This window comes from Oleiphilus sp. HI0066 (assembly GCF_001635725.1).
Genome location: NZ_LWFH01000446.1, coordinates 85,669 through 106,059, shown reverse-complemented (window position 1 = coordinate 106,059; position 20,391 = coordinate 85,669). Strand labels below are relative to the sequence as shown.

General features: G+C 44.3%; 21 protein-coding genes. 15 read left to right on the top strand and 6 right to left on the bottom strand.

Going from position 1 to position 20,391, the window contains the following annotated elements; translation table 11 throughout:
* A complete protein-coding gene (fliS, locus tag A3738_RS06380) occupies positions 1 to 396 on the top strand; it encodes a flagellar export chaperone FliS (RefSeq protein ID WP_068474697.1) in 396 nt (131 codons plus the stop codon).
* A gap of 65 nt (positions 397 to 461) precedes the next feature.
* Here fliS and htpX read toward each other — a convergent pair whose 3' ends face one another.
* The 3 genes from htpX to A3738_RS06365 form a co-directional block, all read right to left on the bottom strand.
* Positions 462 to 1,355 carry a protease HtpX gene (gene htpX, locus A3738_RS06375; RefSeq protein ID WP_068482122.1) on the bottom strand — a complete coding sequence of 298 codons (894 nt, stop codon included), beginning with the start codon at positions 1,353 to 1,355 and terminating at the stop codon, positions 462 to 464.
* 149 nt (positions 1,356 to 1,504) lie between these two features.
* Positions 1,505 to 1,942: an Hsp20 family protein gene (locus tag A3738_RS06370; RefSeq protein ID WP_068482125.1), complete on the bottom strand. Its 438-nt coding sequence runs from the start codon at positions 1,940 to 1,942 to the stop codon at positions 1,505 to 1,507.
* 238 nt (positions 1,943 to 2,180) lie between these two features.
* A complete protein-coding gene (locus A3738_RS06365) occupies positions 2,181 to 3,122 on the bottom strand; it encodes a recombination-associated protein RdgC (RefSeq protein WP_068482128.1) in 942 nt (313 codons plus the stop codon).
* Positions 3,123 to 3,279: 157 nt separating this feature from the next.
* On the opposite strand from A3738_RS06365, the gene A3738_RS06360 reads away from it, so the two are divergent.
* From A3738_RS06360 to A3738_RS06350, 3 genes are read left to right on the top strand one after another with little or no spacing between them, the layout of a single operon-like run.
* Positions 3,280 to 3,549 (top strand): glutaredoxin family protein, encoded by a 270-nt coding sequence (locus A3738_RS06360; protein ID WP_068482132.1) that lies wholly within the window; start codon positions 3,280 to 3,282, stop codon positions 3,547 to 3,549.
* 37 nt (positions 3,550 to 3,586) lie between these two features.
* On the top strand, positions 3,587 to 4,369 hold the full coding sequence (gene yaaA / locus A3738_RS06355) for a peroxide stress protein YaaA (RefSeq protein ID WP_068482135.1): 783 nt from the start codon (positions 3,587 to 3,589) through the stop codon (positions 4,367 to 4,369).
* Between the two features lie 13 nt (positions 4,370 to 4,382).
* Positions 4,383 to 5,138, top strand: coding sequence for a 1-acyl-sn-glycerol-3-phosphate acyltransferase (locus tag A3738_RS06350; protein ID WP_068475697.1), 756 nt, complete (start codon positions 4,383 to 4,385; stop codon positions 5,136 to 5,138).
* A 58-nt stretch (positions 5,139 to 5,196) separates the two neighbouring features.
* Here the strand turns inward: A3738_RS06350 and gltA are convergent, their stop codons facing one another.
* Positions 5,197 to 6,468 carry a citrate synthase gene (gltA, locus tag A3738_RS06345; protein ID WP_068482138.1) on the bottom strand — a complete coding sequence of 424 codons (1,272 nt, stop codon included), beginning with the start codon at positions 6,466 to 6,468 and terminating at the stop codon, positions 5,197 to 5,199.
* A gap of 440 nt (positions 6,469 to 6,908) precedes the next feature.
* Between gltA and sdhC the strand changes: the two genes are divergently transcribed.
* The 9 genes from sdhC (at position 6,909) to sucD (ending at position 18,104) form a co-directional block, all read left to right on the top strand.
* Positions 6,909 to 7,283 (top strand): succinate dehydrogenase, cytochrome b556 subunit, encoded by a 375-nt coding sequence (gene sdhC, locus A3738_RS06340; RefSeq protein WP_068482142.1) that lies wholly within the window; start codon positions 6,909 to 6,911, stop codon positions 7,281 to 7,283.
* Complete coding sequence (sdhD, locus tag A3738_RS06335; protein ID WP_068473757.1) at positions 7,277 to 7,621, top strand: succinate dehydrogenase, hydrophobic membrane anchor protein; 345 nt, start codon at positions 7,277 to 7,279, stop codon at positions 7,619 to 7,621. The genes sdhC and sdhD overlap by 7 nt, the downstream gene beginning before the upstream one ends.
* Before the next feature lie 6 nt (positions 7,622 to 7,627).
* On the top strand, positions 7,628 to 9,400 hold the full coding sequence (gene sdhA, locus A3738_RS06330) for a succinate dehydrogenase flavoprotein subunit (RefSeq protein ID WP_068482145.1): 1,773 nt from the start codon (positions 7,628 to 7,630) through the stop codon (positions 9,398 to 9,400).
* A 9-nt stretch (positions 9,401 to 9,409) separates the two neighbouring features.
* Positions 9,410 to 10,114: a succinate dehydrogenase iron-sulfur subunit gene (locus A3738_RS06325; RefSeq protein ID WP_068482148.1), complete on the top strand. Its 705-nt coding sequence runs from the start codon at positions 9,410 to 9,412 to the stop codon at positions 10,112 to 10,114.
* A 326-nt stretch (positions 10,115 to 10,440) separates the two neighbouring features.
* Positions 10,441 to 13,278, top strand: a complete 2,838-nt coding sequence (locus A3738_RS06320) for a 2-oxoglutarate dehydrogenase E1 component (protein ID WP_068482150.1) — start codon at positions 10,441 to 10,443, stop codon at positions 13,276 to 13,278.
* Positions 13,279 to 13,294: 16 nt separating this feature from the next.
* Positions 13,295 to 14,503, top strand: a complete 1,209-nt coding sequence (odhB, locus tag A3738_RS06315; RefSeq protein ID WP_068482154.1) for a 2-oxoglutarate dehydrogenase complex dihydrolipoyllysine-residue succinyltransferase — start codon at positions 13,295 to 13,297, stop codon at positions 14,501 to 14,503.
* Between the two features lie 16 nt (positions 14,504 to 14,519).
* Entirely contained in the window at positions 14,520 to 15,959 is a 1,440-nt protein-coding gene (lpdA, locus tag A3738_RS06310) for a dihydrolipoyl dehydrogenase (RefSeq protein ID WP_068502675.1), read from the top strand.
* A 103-nt stretch (positions 15,960 to 16,062) separates the two neighbouring features.
* On the top strand, positions 16,063 to 17,232 hold the full coding sequence (gene sucC / locus A3738_RS06305; protein WP_068482160.1) for an ADP-forming succinate--CoA ligase subunit beta: 1,170 nt from the start codon (positions 16,063 to 16,065) through the stop codon (positions 17,230 to 17,232).
* Positions 17,232 to 18,104 (top strand): succinate--CoA ligase subunit alpha, encoded by an 873-nt coding sequence (sucD, locus tag A3738_RS06300; protein ID WP_068482163.1) that lies wholly within the window; start codon positions 17,232 to 17,234, stop codon positions 18,102 to 18,104. The genes sucC and sucD overlap by 1 nt, the downstream gene beginning before the upstream one ends.
* Before the next feature lie 61 nt (positions 18,105 to 18,165).
* Here the strand turns inward: sucD and A3738_RS29170 are convergent, their stop codons facing one another.
* On the bottom strand, positions 18,166 to 18,726 hold the full coding sequence (locus A3738_RS29170; RefSeq protein ID WP_068475514.1) for a substrate binding domain-containing protein: 561 nt from the start codon (positions 18,724 to 18,726) through the stop codon (positions 18,166 to 18,168).
* A 6-nt stretch (positions 18,727 to 18,732) separates the two neighbouring features.
* Entirely contained in the window at positions 18,733 to 19,053 is a 321-nt protein-coding gene (locus A3738_RS29165; protein WP_082878532.1) for a LysR family transcriptional regulator, read from the bottom strand.
* Between the two features lie 304 nt (positions 19,054 to 19,357).
* Here A3738_RS29165 and A3738_RS06290 point away from each other — a divergent pair, with 304 nt between their 5' ends.
* Positions 19,358 to 19,672 carry a helix-turn-helix domain-containing protein gene (locus A3738_RS06290; protein ID WP_197473641.1) on the top strand — a complete coding sequence of 105 codons (315 nt, stop codon included), beginning with the start codon at positions 19,358 to 19,360 and terminating at the stop codon, positions 19,670 to 19,672.
* 97 nt (positions 19,673 to 19,769) lie between these two features.
* Complete coding sequence (locus tag A3738_RS06285) at positions 19,770 to 20,324, top strand: class I SAM-dependent methyltransferase (protein ID WP_231876550.1); 555 nt, start codon at positions 19,770 to 19,772, stop codon at positions 20,322 to 20,324.
* The last annotated feature ends 67 nt before the right edge of the window (positions 20,325 to 20,391 follow it).

Here is a 20,391-nt window from a genome sequence, read left to right as displayed (position 1 = left end):
ATGAAAGCACTAAATCAATATGCGGCAGTGAATGCGCAAACTAGCGTTGTAGATGTTGATCGGCATAAGTTGATTGAGTTGCTCTATGACGGCGCTCTTGAGCGTATTAATATGGCCAAAGCACGTATTTTAGCGAAGGACTATGAAGCTAAGAATAAGTTTATCAACAAGACGATTGATATCTTGGCTGGTTTGCGAAGTTTTATTGATGAGTCAAAAGCGGAAGAGTTAGCCGATAACTTGGCGCAACTATATGCCTATTGTGAAAGCCGGTTGTTAGAAGCTAATCTCAAAAATGATGTTGAGTTGTTGGATGAAGTGGCAAGTCACATCAGAACAGTGCGCGAAGGATGGGCTGGCATTCGTTCAGAAGCAGAGGCGCAGGGGCTGATCTAAGCATTAGTGATTATCAAAAAAGGCCGCTATTGCGGCCTTTTTTATTGTGTGCGAACTAAGCGTTCTTAGTTTCGCGCCATCGATTGCTCCAGTGCTTGAATTCGTTGCTCTAATGGCGGGTGAGATAAAAACAACGCACCAAATTTAGAGTGTCTGAGTCCGGAAATGCCAAACGCTGTTAATTGGTCAGGGAGTTCTTGGCTCTCTGTTTGTGCTTGAAGTCTCTTCAATGCTGCGATCATCTTATGCGTGCCTGCTAGTTTTGCTCCGCCAGCATCAGCGCGATATTCTCGTTGGCGAGAGAACCACATAACAATGGTGCTAGCGAGTATGCTCAGTACGATTTCAGCGATAATCGTTGATACCCAATATGCAATGCCGTGGCCTCGTTCGTTTTTGAAAACCACACGATCGATGGTGTGGCCAATAACGCGACTGAAGAAAATCACAAATGTGTTCACGACGCCTTGGATTAAGCTCAATGTGATCATGTCGCCGTTAGCAACATGGCTTACTTCATGGGCTAAAACAGCCTCAGCTTCATCTTTGGTCATGTTGTTTAAAAGGCCTGCACTCACGGCAACCAATGCATTGTTTCGGTTGGCACCCGTGGCGAATGCATTAACTTCTTTACCCGGATAAATCGCGACCTCAGGCATTCCAATACCTGCCGCTTTTGCCTGCATGCTAACGGTGTCTACTAGCCATTTTTCTGTTGGGTTGCTGGCTTGCGTAATTACTTTAGCGCCGGTGGTCTTTTTCGCCATCCACTTTGAGATCGCAAGGGATATAAATGAGCCGCCAAATCCAAATACTGATGCGAACAGTAGTAAGGAGTTCATGTTTAGGTCGACACCGTTGGCGTCGAGAATGCGTTCGAATCCAAGTAGTCTGAGTGTAATACTTAAGACAACAATGATTGCTAAGTTAGTAGCTAAAAACAGTAATATGCGCTTCACTTCAATCTCCGATATGAGTACTTGAACGGATATATGGGTTAATAGTTCAAAATAAAGTGGATAGGCCGGTTTCTAAAATTACATTTTTGATATGTCTATGCAAAACGAGCGGCTAATTGCCGCTCTTTAAGAAGGTCTAGAAAATGAATTTAAGCGTCGATAATTTGAGTTCCAATTTCGATTTTCTTAGGCTTCATCGCTTCAGGAATCTCTTTGACAAGATCAACCTTTAGAAGGCCATTTTCGAGATCTGCGCCGACGACGCGAACATGTTCAGCGAGTTCGAAGGTGCGTTCGAAGTCACGACCAGCAATACCTTGATGTAGGAACTTTCGTTCTTTGTGGTCTGCAACATGCTTTCCTTTAATATTGAGCTTATTGCGCTCGCTTGTGATCTGAATTTCGTTCTTTGAGAAACCAGCAACTGCGAGTGTAATTTGATATTTGTCGGATTCGATTACTTCAATGTTGTAGGGCGGGTAGCCAGTATTTTTCGAATCGCCTCTACTTGCGCTTTCTAGCAAGTTAAGTACGTGATCGTAGCCAATTGCAGTTCTGTATAGTGGTGAAAGGTCGATAGATCTCATAGTTTTATCCTCGTTGAGCAATAAATATATCGATAACCCTGACGGCGTTATCTGTGCCCTTGTTTAGGCGTTATGTTAAGAAAAACCCTATTGGCGTCTCTCTTAATAATACATATGAGATCTTTTTTTGGGATTCCAAGGGGAGGGAATGAAAATATTTTTCTACCAAAAAGGTCGATGACTTGCAGAGGTTAAGACCTAAGGCCTTAACCTCCTATTGGTAAGCTTTAGTGTGGCTTTAAGCTGCAGATTCATCGTCTGTGATTAGGGCGCTAGTATCTTCTCCGCCAAATGCATTAAGTAGTGCTGGCAGTAAGCGGTCAACCTCAAGTGCCATGATCGCAAAACCGGCATCAAATTTTTCCGCCGCACCCTCGGCTTGTGTGTCGTCGAGCTTGTCTTGCATCATATCCAAGAATTTTACGCGCTTTACGCCAAAATCGTCAGAGAGTACGAAACTCAATTTTTCTTCCCAGGTAAAGGCTTGTTTTTTGACTTGAAAGCCTAGAGCTTTGTTTTGGTCCAATTGGTCTTTGCCGATTGCCATTCCTTTATATTTAACGGTCGCTTTTTCTTCACCGCCTGTAACAAGTTCAGACTCTTCATTTAAAACGAATCCCGAAGGAGGAAGGTCGTCCTCAGATAGCCATGCCGTCATTAATGCAGCGGGAGCTGTATTTAATGTTGGTACCCTGATTGGCAGAGACCCCATGGCATTGCGAAGATGGCTAGTTAGTTCATCAGCCAGCTTTGCAGACGATGTGTTTAACACCATGTACCCGTCTTTCGGACAAATATAAGCATAGTGTCGAACTGTTTTTGTAAACGATCTTGGTAAAAGTTCTTGAGTGACAAGTTCTTTTAGTTCGCTTTTTTCTTTGCGCGTAACTTTACGATGTTGTGCTGCTTCAATCTCAGCCGCTTTGATATTAACTTGTTCAGTGACGACTGAACTTGGCAGTATGCGCTCTTGTTTTTTTAAGCAGATCATCCAGTACTTGTCGCAAACGTGTACAAAAGGAGCGCCTTCTTGATCGATTGGGCTAGCCCACCCTAAGCGCATGGCTTCTTGGTTATCGCAAGGCTTGAATGTTCCCTCTGATAGACGAGATTCTAGCTCATCTAAGTCGAAAGGTACGGGTTTAGTAAAACGGTAGAAGAAAAGATTTTTAAACCACATAATGTCACTGCTTATATAATAGATGTTGGGTTAGACGGATATGCATCGCGCCATTATAAAAGTGGGCGAGATTATGCTGTGTATTGAAGAAAGTTCCAACTTAATTATCTAGAATTTTTATTAATAAACATCTGTAAGATATTGATAAATAAATATAATGAATGTTCGAAAAGTTGAACTGTTAGGCACAACTGCATGTCATCTATGTGAATTAGCCGTTGATGTAGTTGAGCAATTTAATGAAATGATGAAGGTGCATGACTTTCAGTTAAATGTTGAAAATTTGGATATTGCTTCAAGTGCTGCTTTGGTAGAGGTCTACGGTAATAGAATTCCCGTAATTATTGACTCGGATACCAAGAAAGAATTGGATTGGCCTTTTGATCCTGAAGGCTTGTATAACTTTTTAAGAGAATGCTCGACATAGCTTCGAGCATTATTGTGTACGAACGAGGAAGAGTTGAATGTTGTTTTTATTGTCACCCGCTAAGACGCTTGATTACGAAAATGCTGCATTGACGGATGATTTTACGACTCCAAGAATGCTTGATCATTCAGCGGAGCTAATTGAAGGCGCTAAAAATTTATCTGCAGCAGATGTAAAGGCATTGATGGGCGTCAGTGACACTATTGCTGAATTAAATGTTGAGCGCTTTGCTGCATGGTCTCAACCGTTCAGTCTTCAAAATTCAAAGCAAGCTGTCTATGCCTTTAAAGGTGATGTCTATACAGGGGTAAACGTAGAGACGATGTCTGGTCCACAGGTTGAGTATTTACAGAGCCAAGTGCGGATATTGTCTGGACTTTATGGTTTATTGCGTCCCTTAGATTTAATGCAGGCCTATCGGCTAGAAATGGGCATTAAATTTCAGAATGATCGTGGCCCGAATTTATACAAATTCTGGGGGGCGGAGATCTCTAATCTCCTAAATGAAGACTTAAGTGATTCCGAGCGCTTGGTTATAAATTTGGCGTCAAATGAATACTTTAAGGCAGTAGATAAGAAAGAACTAAACGCGCGGATTATTACGCCAGTGTTTAAGGATCTTAAAAACGGTGCATACAAAATTGTTAGCTTCTATGCCAAGAAAGCACGTGGCTTAATGGTCCGATATGCAGCGGATAAGAATATTACCGATGTAGAGTTATTAAAGGGCTTTGACTATGAGGGTTATAGGTTTAACACGGAGCTTAGTGAAGGAGATACATGGGTATTCACCAGAGATGAGCCGCCTAAAGCCAAATAATTAGATTGAAACTATGATGTCAAAACTTCTTGTTCCCCCACGCTGTGCGCGATTAGGCTTGAATATTTTGGGGGGCGCAACGGTAATAGAGTCGATTCATCGCTTTCCTCGAGCTTCTAAAATCGAAGACAAAGAGCTTAATGATTATGCGCCTTTCCGATATTGGGTGAAGGATTTGGTGCGCTCTCTTAATGTTGAGTTAGAAGTGAAAGGTACGCCCTTAGCGCAAGGTAACTTGTTTTTGGCAAACCATGTGTCATGGGTTGATACGGTTATTTTGAATCATGCTGAGCCTCTTGCTTTTGTTTCTCGTCATGATGTTGAAGACTGGCCATTCATAGGTACATTTACGCGGCGTATGGGGTCTGTGTATGTTGATAGAAGTAACAAGTTTCAGGCCTATCGCAGTATTCCAAAGTTAGAGGACAAGCTTCGCTCGGGTAGATCGGTCATCGTTTTCCCAGAGTCAACAACCTCCGATGGATCTCATTTGTTGCCTTTTTATGGGATGTTTGTTGAGTCAGCTGTTCGAGTTGGTTGTCAGGTTCAACCAATAGCGCTTCGTTATTTTGATAAGTCGGGGAATACGATGCGAGAAGCGGCTTACGCTGGTGATGACAGTTTCGGCGAGACCTTGGTTCGTATTTTAAGTCAGAAGAAAGTCTATGCCTCGATAGAATTTTTAGAGCCAATTGATGCTCTTAATGTCGATCGTAAAGAAGTGCTTCGTATTAGTAGGGATCGAATTGCGCGGGCTTTAAGTCTTTAATTGATTTTGATTGGGCACAAAAAAACCGCTAATTGAGCGGTTTTTTTGTGCCCGCTTGTTACGCAGGATAGTCACGCTTGTCGTAGCCTTTGTAAAGCTGACGAGGGCGACCAATTCGGTAGTTCTCGCTGACCATTTCATTCCAGTGAGCAAACCAACCAATTGTACGAGACATTGCGAAGATCACTGTGAACATCGACTCAGGGATACCGATTGCTTTAAGGATAATGCCTGAGTAGAAGTCTACATTCGGGTATAACTTACGAGCGATGAAGTATTCGTCTTCAAGAGCAATTTGCTCTAGTCGCTTCGCAATCTTGAGAAGTGGGTCGTTCTCTAGGCCTAGTACAGACAGAACTTCTTCGCATGTTTCGCGCATAACTTTAGCGCGTGGGTCAAAGTTCTTATAGACGCGGTGACCGAAGCCCATAAGACGGAATGGATCATTCTTGTCTTTTGCTTTAGCAACGAATTCGTCAATGTTTGCAACGTCGCCAATTTCGTTGAGCATGCTCAACACAGCTTCGTTTGCGCCGCCGTGTGCAGGACCCCAAAGTGCTGCAATACCAGACGCAATACATGCGAATGGATTTGCTCCGGTAGAACCCGCAAGACGAACTGTTGATGTTGATGCGTTTTGTTCGTGGTCAGCATGAAGCATGAAAATACGATCCATTGCGCGAACAATTGCTGGATCAAATTTAACATCGCCAGCAGGAGTGCTGAACATCATGTGCAGGAAGTTCTCTGCATAACCCAAATCATTGTTCGGGTACATGAATGGCTGGCCAATCGAGTACTTGTAACACATTGCGGCAATTGTTGGCATTTTCGCGATTAGGCGGAAGCCGGCGATCTCACGATCTTGTGCTTCAGTAATGTCCATTGAGTCATGGTAAAAAGCAGATAATGCTCCAACGACACCACACATAATAGCCATTGGGTGTGCATCACGACGGAAACCACGGAAGAACTGATTTACTTGGTCGTGAACCATGGTGTGGTTGCGAACTGTGGCGCGGAAAGCTTCACTTTCTTCTTTAGTTGGCAGCTCTCCGTGAAGAAGAAGGTGGCATAACTCTAGATAGTCAGAATTTTCAGCAAGATCGTCGATTGCGTAGCCGCGGTGTAAAAGAACACCTTTACCGCCGTCGATATATGTAATGGCTGATTCGCAAGCCGCAGTGGATACAAAGCCTGGGTCGTAAGTGAACAAGCCTTCAGATACGAGGCTTCGTACGTCTATTACGTCTGGTCCAACAGTACCTGAGTACATTGGTAAGTCGATGGTTTTGCCATCTACCAATAACTGAGCTTTCTTATCAGTCATTGTTTTCTCCTATTGCTTGAATCTACCCCGAAATGCGGTTGGCATAGCGGCGTTTTGTATTGTCAGTATTAAGGTGACCGTGTTTTTTATGATCGCCAAAGCGAGTTTCGATCTGATCGTCTATCCTTTCTAAGATTTGCACTAGTGAAGCGAAAGCATAGCTAGCGTAAATGCTAAGGCGAACCACTATAGGGTGTTGGGCAGGATTGTCAATTGCAGTCGGTATAACTAGGCTGAATAACGATAAAATGTGCGTTTGGTTGTGTTTGTTTTAACCCATCAATATAATCCTCGCGCCGACGTCAGAGCTTTGTTTTTCTTAGCGTTTTGATTTCGCCATTTTAAAAAATATAAGCGAACTTTGTGATCTGCGTTTTCTATAAGTTCGTTATTGAACATGATGTGTTCATCATCGATTTATTAAAAGAGAGAAGATAGCCGTGGAGAATAAAAGACCAGTCAATCTTGACTTGACTCAGTTTAAATTCCCTTTGCCTGCTTTAACTTCAATCGCGCACCGTATCACTGGTGTTATGTTGTTTGTTGGCTTGGTGTTTTTAATGTATGGGTTGGATTTGTCACTGAGTAGTGAGCAAGGCTTCGCTGAAGCGAAGGCGCTTTTCGATAATGCCTTGGTTAAATTCATCATTTGGGGTGTTGTATCGGCGTTGCTTTATCACTTGGTTGCTGGTGTGAAGCACTTAATTATGGATCTCGGTGTTGGCGAAACGATCGAGGGCGGTGAGCTCGGCGCACAGATCACAATCGTTCTTTCAGTGGTTCTAATCGTTCTGGCGGGGGTTTGGATATGGTAGCTAGTGTTACTAGTTTTGGTCGTAACGGTCTTTCCGATTGGATCATTCAGCGTTTTACTGCAGTCGTTTTGGCTGCCTATACAGTATTTATTTTGGGTTATCTGATTTATAACCCTGAGCTTACTTATGAGCAATGGAGCGGCTTGTTTGCGTGCACTGCGATGCGTATTTTCTCTTTGCTTGCGCTTCTTTGTATTGGTGCTCATGCGTGGGTTGGGTTGTGGACTGTGTCGACGGACTACATGCGTTCGACAGCGGTTCGTTTGAGCTTTCAAGCCTTTTTCGGCGTAGTGTTGTTTGCCTACGTTGTTTGGGGCATTCAGATTCTGTGGGGGTGATTTAACATGGCAGGATTAAGAACATTAAATTACGATGCGATCGTTATCGGTGGCGGCGGTTCTGGTATGCGCGCAGCGCTACAGTTGACAGAATCTGGCGTTAAGACTGCTTGTATCACTAAAGTATTCCCTACGCGTTCGCACACGGTTTCTGCTCAAGGTGGTATCACTTGCGCTATTGCAAGTGCGGACCCAAACGATGATTGGCGTTGGCATATGTATGACACTGTTAAAGGGTCTGATTACATCGGTGACCAAGACGCGATTGAGTACATGTGTTCAGTTGGCCCTCAAGCGGTTTTCGAGCTTGATCATATGGGACTTCCTTTCTCTCGAACAGAAGAAGGTCGTATTTACCAGCGTCCGTTTGGCGGTCAATCAAAAGGGCCTGACAACCCAACTCAAGCGGCACGTACTTGCGCAGCGGCTGACCGTACTGGTCACGCTTTGTTGCATGCGCTTTATCAAGGTAACTTGAAAGGTGGAACGACATTCCTTAATGAATGGTATGCGGTAGATTTGGTTAAGAACCAGAAAGGTGCTGTTGTAGGCGTTATCGCTATCTGTATCGAAACTGGTGAGACGGTATATATCAAAGCGAAAGCGACTGTCATGGCGACAGGCGGTGCTGGTCGTATTTATGAATCGACTACGAATGCATTGATCAATACTGGTGATGGCATGGGTATGGCATTGCGTGCAGGCTTCCATGGTCAAGACATGGAAATGTGGCAGTTCCACCCGACTGGTATTTATGGCGCGGGTACTCTCGTTACTGAAGGTTGTCGTGGTGAAGGCGGTTACTTGATTAACAGTGAAGGTGAGCGTTTCATGGAACGTTATGCGCCGAATGCTAAAGACCTTGCTGGACGCGATGTTGTTGCGCGCTCTATGGTAATGGAGATTCTTGAAGGTCGTGGCTGTGGTCCGAAGAAAGACCACGTTCTTCTTAAGCTTGATCACCTGGGTGAAGAGACCTTGAATTTGCGCCTTCCTGGTATTTGTGAATTGTCGAAGACATTTGCGCACGTTGATCCAGTGAAAGCGCCGGTTCCTGTTGTTCCAACTTGTCACTACATGATGGGTGGTATCCCTACTAACATTGGTGGTGAAGCGATCATGCAGGACTCAAACGGTAACGATCAAATCATAGAAGGTTTATACGCTTGTGGTGAGGCTGCTTGTGTATCTGTTCATGGTGCGAACCGTCTTGGTGGTAACTCGCTGCTTGACTTGGTCGTATTTGGACGCGCAGCGGGCCTACAAATTGAGAAATCTATTCGCGAAGGTCTTGTTCATGACGAGGCTAGTGAGTCCGATGTTGAGCAGGCATTATCTCGAGTTAATCGCTTGAATAGCTCTACTTCTGGTGAGAGTACGGTTGCTGTTAAAGAAGATTTGCAGCGTACGATGCAGCTTTACTTTGGTGTATTCCGTGAAGGTGAAAGCATGCAGAAAGGTCTGAAAATGCTTGAAGAGATCGGAGAGCGTTTGAAGAACGTACATCTTGAAGATAAGAGTCAAGCTTTCAATACTGCGCGTATTGAAGCGCTTGAGCTTGATAACCTTTACGAAGTGGCAGTTGCTACGGCAGTGAGTGCTGAAGGTCGTAAAGAGAGTCGTGGTGCGCACGCTCGTAATGACTTTACTGAGCGTGATGATGAGAACTGGTTGAAGCATTCCATCTTTAACCCAGTGACCAAGGAATTGACAAAGCGTGACGTGAACTTTGCGCCGAAAACGGTAGAGGCTTTCCCTCCGAAAGTTCGCTCATACTAGGAGTTATCAATGTTAGTTAGTATTTATCGCTACAATCCTGAGAAAGATCAGGTTCCTTACATGGAAGACATCGAGGTCGTGATTCCTGAGGGTAAAGACTTGATGGTTCTTGATGTGCTTCACCTTGTGAAGGCGAAAGATTCATCTGTTGCATATCGTCGCTCGTGCCGTGAGGGTGTTTGCGGGTCTGACGGTTTAAACATGAATGGTAAAAATGGACTTGCTTGTATTACGCCGTTATCGGATGTTGTTAAGAAAGGGAAGTTGGTTATTCGTCCGCTTCCTGGGCTTCCAGTTATCCGTGACTTGGTTGTGGACATGTCTATGTTCTACAAGCAGTACGAGAAAATTAAGCCGTTCTTGATTAATGATACGCCGGCTCCAGCTATTGAGCGTCTACAAACTCCTGAGGAGCGCGAGAAACTAGACGGTCTATACGAATGTATCTTGTGTGCATGTTGTTCAACTGCTTGTCCTTCTTTCTGGTGGAACCCTGATAAGTTTGTTGGACCTTCAGGTCTTTTGCAGGCTTATCGGTTCTTAGCTGATTCTCGTGATACGGCTACACAAGAGCGATTGGCAGACTTGGATGACCCGTTTAGTGTCTTCCGTTGCCGTGGCATTATGAACTGTGTGAACGTTTGTCCTAAGGGATTAAATCCGACACGCGCAATCGGTCATATTCGTGGAATGTTGTTGCAGCGTTCTACTTAATTGTTCACTTGTTGAGCAGCAAATTAAAAGCCGCTTTGTTAAGCGGCTTTTTTTTGCTTAAAAGTAGGTAAATATTTCTCAAATTAATGTAAAAGTCGCTATACTAAACGGGATCTATTGCTCCTTTTTGTTATTTGCTATCCCAATAACGTGAAGGGCAGTTTTAGAGCAGTTTGCTGCTTAAAAGGCGGCAAAGGTGTGTTCAAATACCGGGACGGGGTTATCCCCCCAAACCAAGGAAGTTTCGCAATCGCTTTTTCGTGCTTGTGTTCATTGCTTTTAAGGAAAACTCGGTCCGCATTTGATGCTAACAAGGCGAATATTTAATGCAAGACAACAACATGGCGCTACTCTGGCAGACATCCCATCTGGCCGGTGGCAATTTAGTTTATGTTGAACAACTTTATGACTCTTATCTAAGCGATCCCAATAGTGTGCCAGAAGAGTGGCGTTCTTATTTTGATCAACTTCCTCGTGTCGATGGCTATTCAGCCAAAGACGTACCGCATTCTACGGTACGCGAGCAATTTCTCCATATTTCAAAAAACAAAGCGTTAACAGCTAGCTCTGCAACTCCTGCAAGCGCAGTGTCAGAGCATGATGCGAAGCAAGTTAAAGTGCTTCAGCTGATTAGTGCTTATCGAATTCGTGGGCATCAAGCGGCGTCGCTTGATCCTTTGGGGTTAATGGAGCGTGAGAATGTTGAAGATTTAGATCTCTCTTATCATGGATTGAGTGAAGCGGATTTAGATACAGAGTTTCAAACAGGTAGTTTGGCTTTTGGTCCTGAAACCTTACCACTGAGAGACATTGTCTCAGGGTTAAAACAAACCTATTGTTCTTCAATTGGTGCTGAATATATGCACATCGTTGATACAAAGGTGCGCGCATGGTTTCACGCGCGATTGGAATCCGTACAAGGTAAGCCTGAATATGAAAGAGATACGCGCTTTCATCTTTTAGAGCGTCTTACCGCTGCCGAAGGTTTAGAGAAATATCTTGGTTCTCGTTATCCGGGGACAAAACGATTTGGCTTAGAAGGCGGGGAAAGCTTAATTCCTCTTGTCGATGAGTTGATCCAACGTGCCGGTGGTTATGGCGCGAAAGAGATCGTTATTGGCATGGCTCACCGTGGTCGTCTTAATGTACTGGTTAATACTCTCGGTAAAAACCCCAAAGACCTTTTCGACGAGTTTGATGGCAAGAAGTTGATTGATAGCTCGGGTGACGTGAAATATCACCAAGGTTTCTCATCTAACGTTATGACTCCGGGTGGTGAGGCACACTTAGCCTTGTCATTTAATCCTTCTCACCTTGAGATTGTATCTCCTGTGGTTGAGGGCTCGGTTCGGGCAAGACAAAATCGTCGCGAAGATGCTGTTGGTAATAGTGTGTTGCCGATTATTATGCACGGCGATGCTGCGTTTTCCGGTCAAGGCGTGGTGATGGAGACATTTCAGATGTCTCAGACGCGTGGATACAAGACTGGCGGCTCGATTCATATCGTAATCAATAACCAGGTTGGCTTTACTACTAACAAACGTGTCGATGCGCGATCAACTGAATACTGTACTGACGTTGCTAAGATGATTCATGCTCCAATACTGCATGTTAACGGCGATGATCCAGAGGCAGTATTGTTCGCAACTCAAGTTGCGCTTGATTATCGCAATGAGTTTAAAAGCGATGTTGTGATTGACTTGGTTTGTTATCGCCGTCGTGGTCATAACGAAGCTGACGAACCTTCAGGTACTCAGCCTTTGATGTATGACATAATTAAAAAATTGCCAACTACTCGCACCATTTATTCGAGCAAGCTTGTCGAACTTGGGTTTATTACTGCGGAGCAAAGCAAAAAACTTGAGGATGACTATAGAGCGGCACTAGATAACGGCGAGCATGTAACTCGCAGTTTGGTATTGGAGCCTACCTCTAAGATGCATGTTGATTGGGCGCCTTATTTGGGGCACGAGTGGACCGCTCGTGCGAAAACGGGTGTTGCTCTTAAGACAATACAGAAGCTCGGAAAGAAATTGCAGTCTACACCTGATGGTCTTCCTATTCAGCGTCAGGTGCAAAAAATTATCGAAGATCGTAAGAAGATGGACCAAGGCGCCTTGCCTCTTAACTGGGGATACGGCGAAACGATGGCTTATGCAACATTGTTAAATGAAGGACATGACATTCGTATTACGGGTCAAGATGTAGGTCGAGGGACGTTTTCACACCGACACGCCGTACTTCATAATCAGAAAGATGGTTCGGCTTATATTCCATTGGCAAATTTGAGTGAAGATCAGCCTCGTTTAGAGATATATGATTCTTTGCTATCAGAAGAAGCTGTTCTTGCTTTTGAATACGGCTATTCCACAACTAATCCAAATGCGCTAGTGATTTGGGAAGCTCAATTTGGCGACTTTGCGAATGGTGCTCAGGTAGTGATCGATCAGTTCATTACAAGTGGTGAACAGAAGTGGGGACGTTTGTGTGGATTAACCATGCTTCTACCTCATGGCTATGAAGGTCAAGGGCCGGAGCACAGTTCAGCTCGTCTCGAGCGATACTTGCAGCTTTGTGCGCAGCACAATATTCAAGTATGTGTTCCAACAACGCCTGCGCAGGTATTTCATATGTTGCGTCGTCAGGTTAAACGTCCTTTGCGTAAGCCTTTGGTCGCGATTACTCCAAAAAGCTTACTGCGTCATAAGGAAGCGATTTCTACGCTTGATGATTTGAGCAATGGAACATTCCAGACGGTCATCGGAGAAGTTGAAGACCTTAACCCTAGGAAAGTGACGTCGGTTATTTTGTGTAGCGGTAAAGTTTATTACGACTTACTTGATTATCGTCGTAATAATGAGATCGCAGATACAGCGATTGTTCGTATTGAGCAGCTCTATCCATTCCCTCACGACGACTTAGTTTCCGTATTCAACGAATATCCGAAGCTAAAAGATGTCGTTTGGTGTCAGGAAGAACCACAAAACCAAGGTGCTTGGTATCCAACTCAGCATCGAATGCGCGGAGCTCTAAAAGAAGTCACTGAAAAAGTCTATTTGCGTTATGCCGGGCGTGAAGGTTCAGCCTCACCAGCAGCAGGTTATACCTCTGTTCATGTCGAGGAACAGGCAGCCCTTGTTAAACAAGCTTTCGATAACGAATAAATTTTAAGGATTGGAAATGTCTATAGAAATCAAAGCGCCAACCTTCCCAGAATCTGTAGCAGATGGCACCATCGCTACGTGGCACAAGCAGCCTGGAGAACAAGTTTCTCGAGACGAGTTAATCGTCGATATTGAAACAGATAAAGTAGTACTAGAAGTCGTAGCACCTGAAGATGGTGTTGTTTCAGAAATCGTTAAAGGAGAGGGCGATGTTGTTCTCTCTGGTGAATTGATTGGTAAATTTGAAGCCGGTGTAGCTGGTTCCGAACCTGCACCAGCGGCAGAACCTGCTGCGCAAGTCGCTGAAGATGCAGCAGCTGCATCTGGCGATGTAATCATGAGCCCTGCAGCGCGAAAACTTGTCGACGAGAATAATGTTGATGTATCTCGTGTTGCTGCAACAGGTAAAGACGGTCGTATTACAAAAGAAGATATCGTGAAATATCTGAGTGAAAAGCCTGCTGCAGCGCCTGCATCTGCTCCAGTTGCAGCAGCGCCTGATTCGCCACAGTTTGTTGGTGAACGCCCAGAAAAACGCGTACCAATGACGCGTTTGAGAGCAAGTATTGCACGTCGCTTGCTTGATGCTAGCCAAAATACAGCAATGTTGACGACTTTCAACGAGGTCAACATGAAGCCGTTAATGGATTTGCGAAAGCAGTATAAAGATCTATTTGAGAAAACACACAACGGAACGAAGCTAGGGTTTATGTCTTTGTTTGTGAAGGCCGCGGCTGAAGCACTCAAACGATTCCCTGCAGTGAACGCTTCGATAGACGGTAATGACATTGTTTACCATGGCTATCAAGACATTGGTGTTGCTGTATCAACAGAGAAAGGTTTGGTTGTACCAATTCTCCGTGATGCGGACACTATGAGCCTAGCGAAAATTGAATCTTCGATTAAGGAATTTGGTGGTAAGGCTCGCGATGGCAAGTTAACGATCGAGGAGATGACAGGTGGCACGTTCACTATCTCTAATGGCGGTGTGTTTGGGTCGTTAATGTCAACGCCTATTCTTAATCCACCGCAGACTGCGATTTTGGGTATGCACAAAATCCAAGAACGTCCTATGGCGGTCAACGGTGAAGTTGTGATACTGCCAATGATGTATCTAGCACTTAGCTACGATCATAGAATGATCGATGGTAAGGAAGCTGTGCAATTCTTGGTAACGATCAAAGAGTTGATCGAAGATCCAGCACGTATTCTTTTAGATATCTAATTCAGGCGGGAAAATTATGTCAAATAAATATGACGTTATTGTCATTGGCGCAGGCCCTGGTGGGTATGTTGCAGCGATTCGTGCGGCTCAGTTGGGGCTAAAAACTGCTTGTGTTGAAAAATGGACCAGTGACAACGGAAAGGTTGTTCTTGGTGGGACATGTCTAAATGTTGGGTGTATCCCTTCCAAAGCGCTTTTAGAGTCATCTCATAAGTATGAGGAAGCTAAGCACGACTTCGATATTCATGGTATCTCTGCAGACGATGTTGAAATAGACGTGCCAAAAATGATGGGTCGTAAAGAAACCATCGTTAAAAACCTTACTGGTGGCGTTGGTATGCTCTTTAAGGCGAACGGCGTAACGTCCATTCACGGTACTGCAAAAGTGCTAGCAGGTAAGAAAGTTGAAGTGACAGATAATGGTGGGAAGGTTTCAAGCTATGAGGCTGAAAACGTTATTATCGCAACGGGATCTAAGCCTATTGAGATTCCGCCAGCCCCTATAACTGAGGGGTATATTGTTGACTCAACGGGCGCTCTCGAATTCACAGAAGTTCCAAAACGAGTTGGTGTGATTGGCGCAGGCGTTATTGGCCTTGAGCTAGGCAGCGTTTGGGCTCGTCTTGGATCGGAAGTTACGGTTCTGGAAGCTCAGGACACGTTTTTGAGTGCTGTTGATCAACAAATCGCAAAAGAAGCGCTAAAGCAGTTTAAGAAGCAAGGCCTCGATATTCGTCTTAAATCTATGGTTCAAGGTACAGATGTTAAGCGCGGTCTCGTGAACGTTCAGTACAAAGATGCTAAAGGCGATCAAGAACTTAAAGTCGATAAGTTAATCGTTGGAGTTGGTCGAGCTCCTGTTACCGATGGTTTGTTGTCTCCAGATAGTGGTATCAATTTGGATGAGCGCGGTTTTATCTATGTTGATGATCATTGCCAGACTGATGTGCCCGGTGTCTATGCGATCGGTGATGTTGTTCGCGGTCCAATGCTTGCGCACAAAGGTTCTGAAGAGGGCGTCATGGTTGCCGAGCGTATTGCTGGTCAAAAGACGCAGGTCAATTACGATATTATTCCGGGTGTTATTTATACGCACCCAGAACTAGCATGGTGTGGTCAAAATGAAGAGCAGCTCAAAGCTGATGGCGTTCCGTACAATGTTGGTATTGCACCTTTTGCTGCAAGCGGCCGAGCGATGGCGACAAACGCGACGGCGGGAATGGTTAAGATTCTTGCGCATGAAGAAACGGATCGCATTCTAGGAGTGCATATCATTGGACCTAGCGCGTCTGAACTTATTGCCCAAGCTGTGATCGCGATGGAATTTGGTTCTAGTTCTGAGGACCTTGGTTTGACAATGTTTGCGCACCCTACGCTTTCTGAATCTGTGCACGAGGCGGCTTTAGCTGTTTCAGGACACGCTATTCACGTAGCAAACAGAAAGAAACGCAAATAATACATAATTTAGATTCGCCTATAAGTATAGGTGTTAACTAGGGGCAGGTTTGTGGTGTTAGTCGTACGCCTGCCGCTCACTCATTAATACAACGGAATAAGCTATGAACTTACATGAGTATCAGGCAAAGCAACTCTTTGCTGAGTACGGACTGCCAGTATCACAAGGGTATGCCTGTGATACAGCGGAAGAGGCTGCAGCCGCTGCTGACAAAATCGGCGGCGACAAGTGGGTCGTTAAAGCGCAAGTTCACGCCGGTGGGCGTGGTAAAGCGGGTGGGGTAAAACTCGTCGATAGCAAAGAAGAGATCAAAGCCTTTGCTGAAAAATGGTTAGGCCAAAACTTGGTGACTTACCAGACCGACGAAAACGGCCAGCCAGTGAGTAAGATCTTAGTTGAGTCTTGTACTGATATTGACCAAGAACTTTATCTTGGTGCTGTTGTAGATCGTTCTACGCGTCGCGTTGTATTCATGGCGTCTACCGAAGGCGGTGTTGAGATTGAGACCGTTGCAGAAGAAACGCCAGAAAAAATTCTGAAAGCAGAAATCGATCCTTTAGTAGGTGCTCAACCATACCAAGCACGCGATCTAGCGTTCCAACTTGGTCTCGCTGGCGATCAGATTAAGCAGTTCACAAAGTTGTTTTTGGGGCTTTCTAAACTTTTCCATGATTACGATTTAGCGTTGTTAGAAATCAACCCTCTCGTAATTACTCCTGAGGGCAACATCCACTGCCTAGACGGAAAAATTAACATTGATAGTAATGCGATGTATCGTCAGCCGAAGTTACGTGAAATGCACGATCCTTCGCAAGAAGATGAGCGCGAAGCACACGCGGCTGAATGGGAACTCAATTACGTAGCCCTTGATGGCAACATTGGTTGTATGGTGAACGGTGCAGGTCTTGCGATGGGCACTATGGACATCGTTAAGCTTCACGGTGGCGCTCCAGCAAATTTCCTTGATGTTGGTGGTGGTGCAACTAAAGAGCGTGTAACTGAAGCATTCAAAATTATTCTTTCTGATAGCAACGTAAAGGCCGTATTGGTAAATATCTTTGGTGGTATTGTTCGTTGTGACCTGATTGCAGAAGGCATCATTGGCGCAGTAAAAGAAGTCGGTGTTGAAGTTCCTGTAGTTGTTCGCTTAGAAGGCAACAACGCTGAACTTGGTGCTAAAACACTTGCAGAAAGTGGGCTTGATATTATTGCTGCAACAAGCCTTACCAACGCAGCGGAATCAGTAGTCGCAGCGGCGGGAGGTCAAGCGTAATGAGTGTATTAATTAATAAAGATACGAAGGTAATCTGTCAGGGCTTTACTGGATCGCAAGGTACATTCCATTCTGAGCAAGCTATCGAGTACGGAACCAACATGGTTGGTGGTGTTACGCCAGGCAAAGGTGGCCAAACACATTTAGGTTTGCCTGTATTCAATACTGTACGCGAAGCTGTGGAGCAAACTGGCGCGGAAGCATCTGTTATCTATGTCCCTGCTCCTTTCTGTAAGGATTCAATTCTGGAAGCTGCGAATGGCGGTATCAAGCTAATTGTCTGCATCACAGAAGGTATTCCAACGCTTGATATGCTTGATGCTAAGGTTAAGTGTGATGAATTAGGCGTGCGTTTAATCGGCCCTAACTGCCCAGGTGTGATCACGCCAGGAGAGTGTAAGATCGGAATTATGCCTGGTCATATTCATCTTCCAGGTAAAGTTGGTATCGTATCTCGTTCAGGTACGTTGACTTATGAAGCAGTTAAGCAGACGACTGACTTCGGATTTGGTCAGTCTACTTGTGTAGGTATTGGTGGTGACCCGATTCCAGGATCAAACTTTATCGACATTCTTGAGATGTTCGAGAACGACCCTCAAACTGAAGCAATTGTTATGATCGGTGAGATCGGTGGCACTGCAGAAGAAGAGGCTGCTGAGTACATCAAGGCGAATGTAACTAAGCCTGTTGTATCATATATCGCAGGTGTTACTGCTCCTCCGGGTAAGCGTATGGGACATGCTGGTGCGATTATCGCTGGCGGTAAAGGTACTGCCGATGATAAGTTCGCAGCGCTAGAAGCAGCTGGCGTAACTACGGTTAAGAGTCTCGCAGACATCGGTAAAGCACTTAAAGAACGTACTGGTTGGTAAGTTCTTAAGGTTTAAAAAAGGAGGCTCTTGCCTCCTTTTTTAATTTTGAGGAGTTAGATTTTTACTGTTCTAGTACTTCTAAGAAAATCTTAGAGGCATGCTCTAAAAATGCGTTGAGCTTCGGAAGTTTGTTTCGGTGTTTTAGAAACAATGCATATATGCCTATATCTGACATTTTCCAATCGTTTAACACGCGCACAACGCTTCCTTCCTTTGCCTCCTCTTTGCACATATAACTTGGCAGTATCGCAATACCTAGACTATCTATCGCCGCCTGTTTAATAATCGAAAACTCATCAACGAGTAGTTTAGGTTTGATGCTGAGTGTAAGTTTGGTTTTGTTTGAATTCTGTTTATAAAAATCGACTTGATTGCGATGAGCAAGATGTGACATCAGGAGTATGTTGTGTTCTGTTAGATCATCGAGATCTTTGAGTGGTGCGTTATGCTTTAGGTAGCTTGGGCTCGCATAAATATAACGTTTTGCGCAACCAAGCGATTTCGCAACAAGACCCGAGTCATCTAGTTTTCCAACACGTATCAATAAATCATATCCACCTTCAATTAAGTCTATGCGTTGATTGATAAGACGAAGATCTACATCAATATCAGGATAGTACATTAAGAATTATGATAACGATGGTCTTAGAATTTCGTTTGCAATTGATATCGATGTTCCAATACGGAGTTGCCCACCAAATTCGTTTTTCATCTCTGAGATAGAGAAGTTTGCTATGTCAATCTCTTGCTGGATTTTCCTACAATGATCGACATATTGATAACCCACTTCCGTTAGTCGTTGCGATCTCGTTGAGCGCTCTAAAAGCGTCACGTCAAAACTGTCTTCGAGTTTGGACACCTTTCGGCTCACATTTGCCTTCGGAATATCTAATTTCTCAGCAGCTGCAGTAAAACTACCTGAATCAATGACAGCTAGAAAAACTAGCATGTTGTTTAAGTCGGTCTGTTTATCAAATCTTATGGCGAATAATTGTTGTCAAAAATGAGATTGTTTTACTCAATTATGCGTATATATAATTAATTGTGGTCTGTATTTTCTCCATATTGATAGGAAAAACGTTTTAACCAGGAGATCGAGATGGAAATAATAGCGAGAGAATCATTGCCATTAGGAGGCTTTGCAGGACTAACTGAGCATAGGCTCGTTACGGATAGCCGAGTGTTTAGTCATCGAAAACCTCTTAACACTTTTGAAGGGCTAGGGCGCTTTGTTTATCTTGCAGATGCGAAATTTGATCTTTACGTCTAAACGATCTTTTTCTGAGTTACAGAGTAGTGATGAACATATCTCCACAAATATTCTTAGTGCGAGGCTCGTTCAGTTAGAGCAGGACGGGCTGATTCATAAACAGGTCGATCCGGCTGATAAACGCCGAAAAATCTATACCTTGACGCCAAAAGGTGTAGATCTCATGCCAGTTATACTCGAGATGATCCGTTGGAGCGGCAAGCATGACTCAGCGACGAATGCACCTCAAGGCTTGCTTGACCGAATCGCTAAAGAACGCGATGAATTGATCGAGGAATCGCGTCACGCGGTAGAGTAATATTTAGCGAAATCTCTGATAAAAATAAGAAAATGTTATGTATGAACGATACATATTGCCTCACCTAATTAATTGCGCCTGCGGTTCGCCTCAGATCATGAAGCTCCGAAGCCAAATCGTGCCGAAGTGTTCTGGACGCGTCTTGGAAGTTGGTGCAGGTTCCGCCATTAATCTACAATTTTATGACCCAAAAATTGTTGAGTTTGTTTGGGGGCTAGAACCTTCAATAGGAATGCGTAATAAGGCTAAGAGTAACGTAGTCCAGAGCGGAATTGACTGGCGATGGCTAGACTTGCCTGGCGAGCAAATTCCTTTGGATGATGAAAGTGTTGATACAGTTCTTCTTACTTTTACCTTGTGCACCATTGTGGATACGAGGACAGCACTTGCACAGATGCGGCGCGTATTGAAACCAAATGGCAAGCTGCTTTTCTGTGAGCACGGTCTTTCTGCAGATCTAAACGTTCAAAAGTGGCAAAACAGAATTAATCCCCTTTGGTCTAGGTTAGCCGGCGGCTGTCAGCTTAATCGCTCTATTGATCTTCTGATTAGTGATGCGGGTTTTCAAATAAGTGAGCTTTCTAAAATAAACGTTCCTAAAACGCCGTCTTTCGCGGGTTTCGTCTATATGGGTGAAGCTTCTGTTTCATAACTGAAGTCGGCACGAAATTTGTTTGTTTTTTGAGCTGTCCACATTTGTTGCCGCTGTAAAGTTTTTG

Bases quoted from the DNA above. Each gene is read 5' to 3' on its own strand.
- A3738_RS06320 (WP_068482150.1), top strand. From the start codon at position 10,441: ATGCAAGACAACAACATGGCGCTACTCTGGCAGACATCCCATCTGGCC.
- sucC (WP_068482160.1), top strand. From the start codon at position 16,063: ATGAACTTACATGAGTATCAGGCAAAGCAACTCTTTGCTGAGTACGGA.
- A3738_RS29170 (WP_068475514.1), bottom strand. From the start codon at position 18,726: ATGTACTATCCTGATATTGATGTAGATCTTCGTCTTATCAATCAACGC.
- A3738_RS06285 (WP_231876550.1), top strand. From the start codon at position 19,770: ATGAAGCTCCGAAGCCAAATCGTGCCGAAGTGTTCTGGACGCGTCTTG.
- A3738_RS06360 (WP_068482132.1), top strand. From the start codon at position 3,280: ATGAATGTTCGAAAAGTTGAACTGTTAGGCACAACTGCATGTCATCTA.
- sucD (WP_068482163.1), top strand. From the start codon at position 17,232: ATGAGTGTATTAATTAATAAAGATACGAAGGTAATCTGTCAGGGCTTT.
- A3738_RS06350 (WP_068475697.1), top strand. From the start codon at position 4,383: ATGATGTCAAAACTTCTTGTTCCCCCACGCTGTGCGCGATTAGGCTTG.
- sdhD (WP_068473757.1), top strand. From the start codon at position 7,277: ATGGTAGCTAGTGTTACTAGTTTTGGTCGTAACGGTCTTTCCGATTGG.
- fliS (WP_068474697.1), top strand. From the start codon at position 1: ATGAAAGCACTAAATCAATATGCGGCAGTGAATGCGCAAACTAGCGTT.
- yaaA (WP_068482135.1), top strand. From the start codon at position 3,587: ATGTTGTTTTTATTGTCACCCGCTAAGACGCTTGATTACGAAAATGCT.
- gltA (WP_068482138.1), bottom strand. From the start codon at position 6,468: ATGACTGATAAGAAAGCTCAGTTATTGGTAGATGGCAAAACCATCGAC.
- lpdA (WP_068502675.1), top strand. From the start codon at position 14,520: ATGTCAAATAAATATGACGTTATTGTCATTGGCGCAGGCCCTGGTGGG.
- odhB (WP_068482154.1), top strand. From the start codon at position 13,295: ATGTCTATAGAAATCAAAGCGCCAACCTTCCCAGAATCTGTAGCAGAT.
- A3738_RS06365 (WP_068482128.1), bottom strand. From the start codon at position 3,122: ATGTGGTTTAAAAATCTTTTCTTCTACCGTTTTACTAAACCCGTACCT.
- A3738_RS29165 (WP_082878532.1), bottom strand. From the start codon at position 19,053: ATGCTAGTTTTTCTAGCTGTCATTGATTCAGGTAGTTTTACTGCAGCT.
- A3738_RS06325 (WP_068482148.1), top strand. From the start codon at position 9,410: ATGTTAGTTAGTATTTATCGCTACAATCCTGAGAAAGATCAGGTTCCT.
- sdhA (WP_068482145.1), top strand. From the start codon at position 7,628: ATGGCAGGATTAAGAACATTAAATTACGATGCGATCGTTATCGGTGGC.
- A3738_RS06370 (WP_068482125.1), bottom strand. From the start codon at position 1,942: ATGAGATCTATCGACCTTTCACCACTATACAGAACTGCAATTGGCTAC.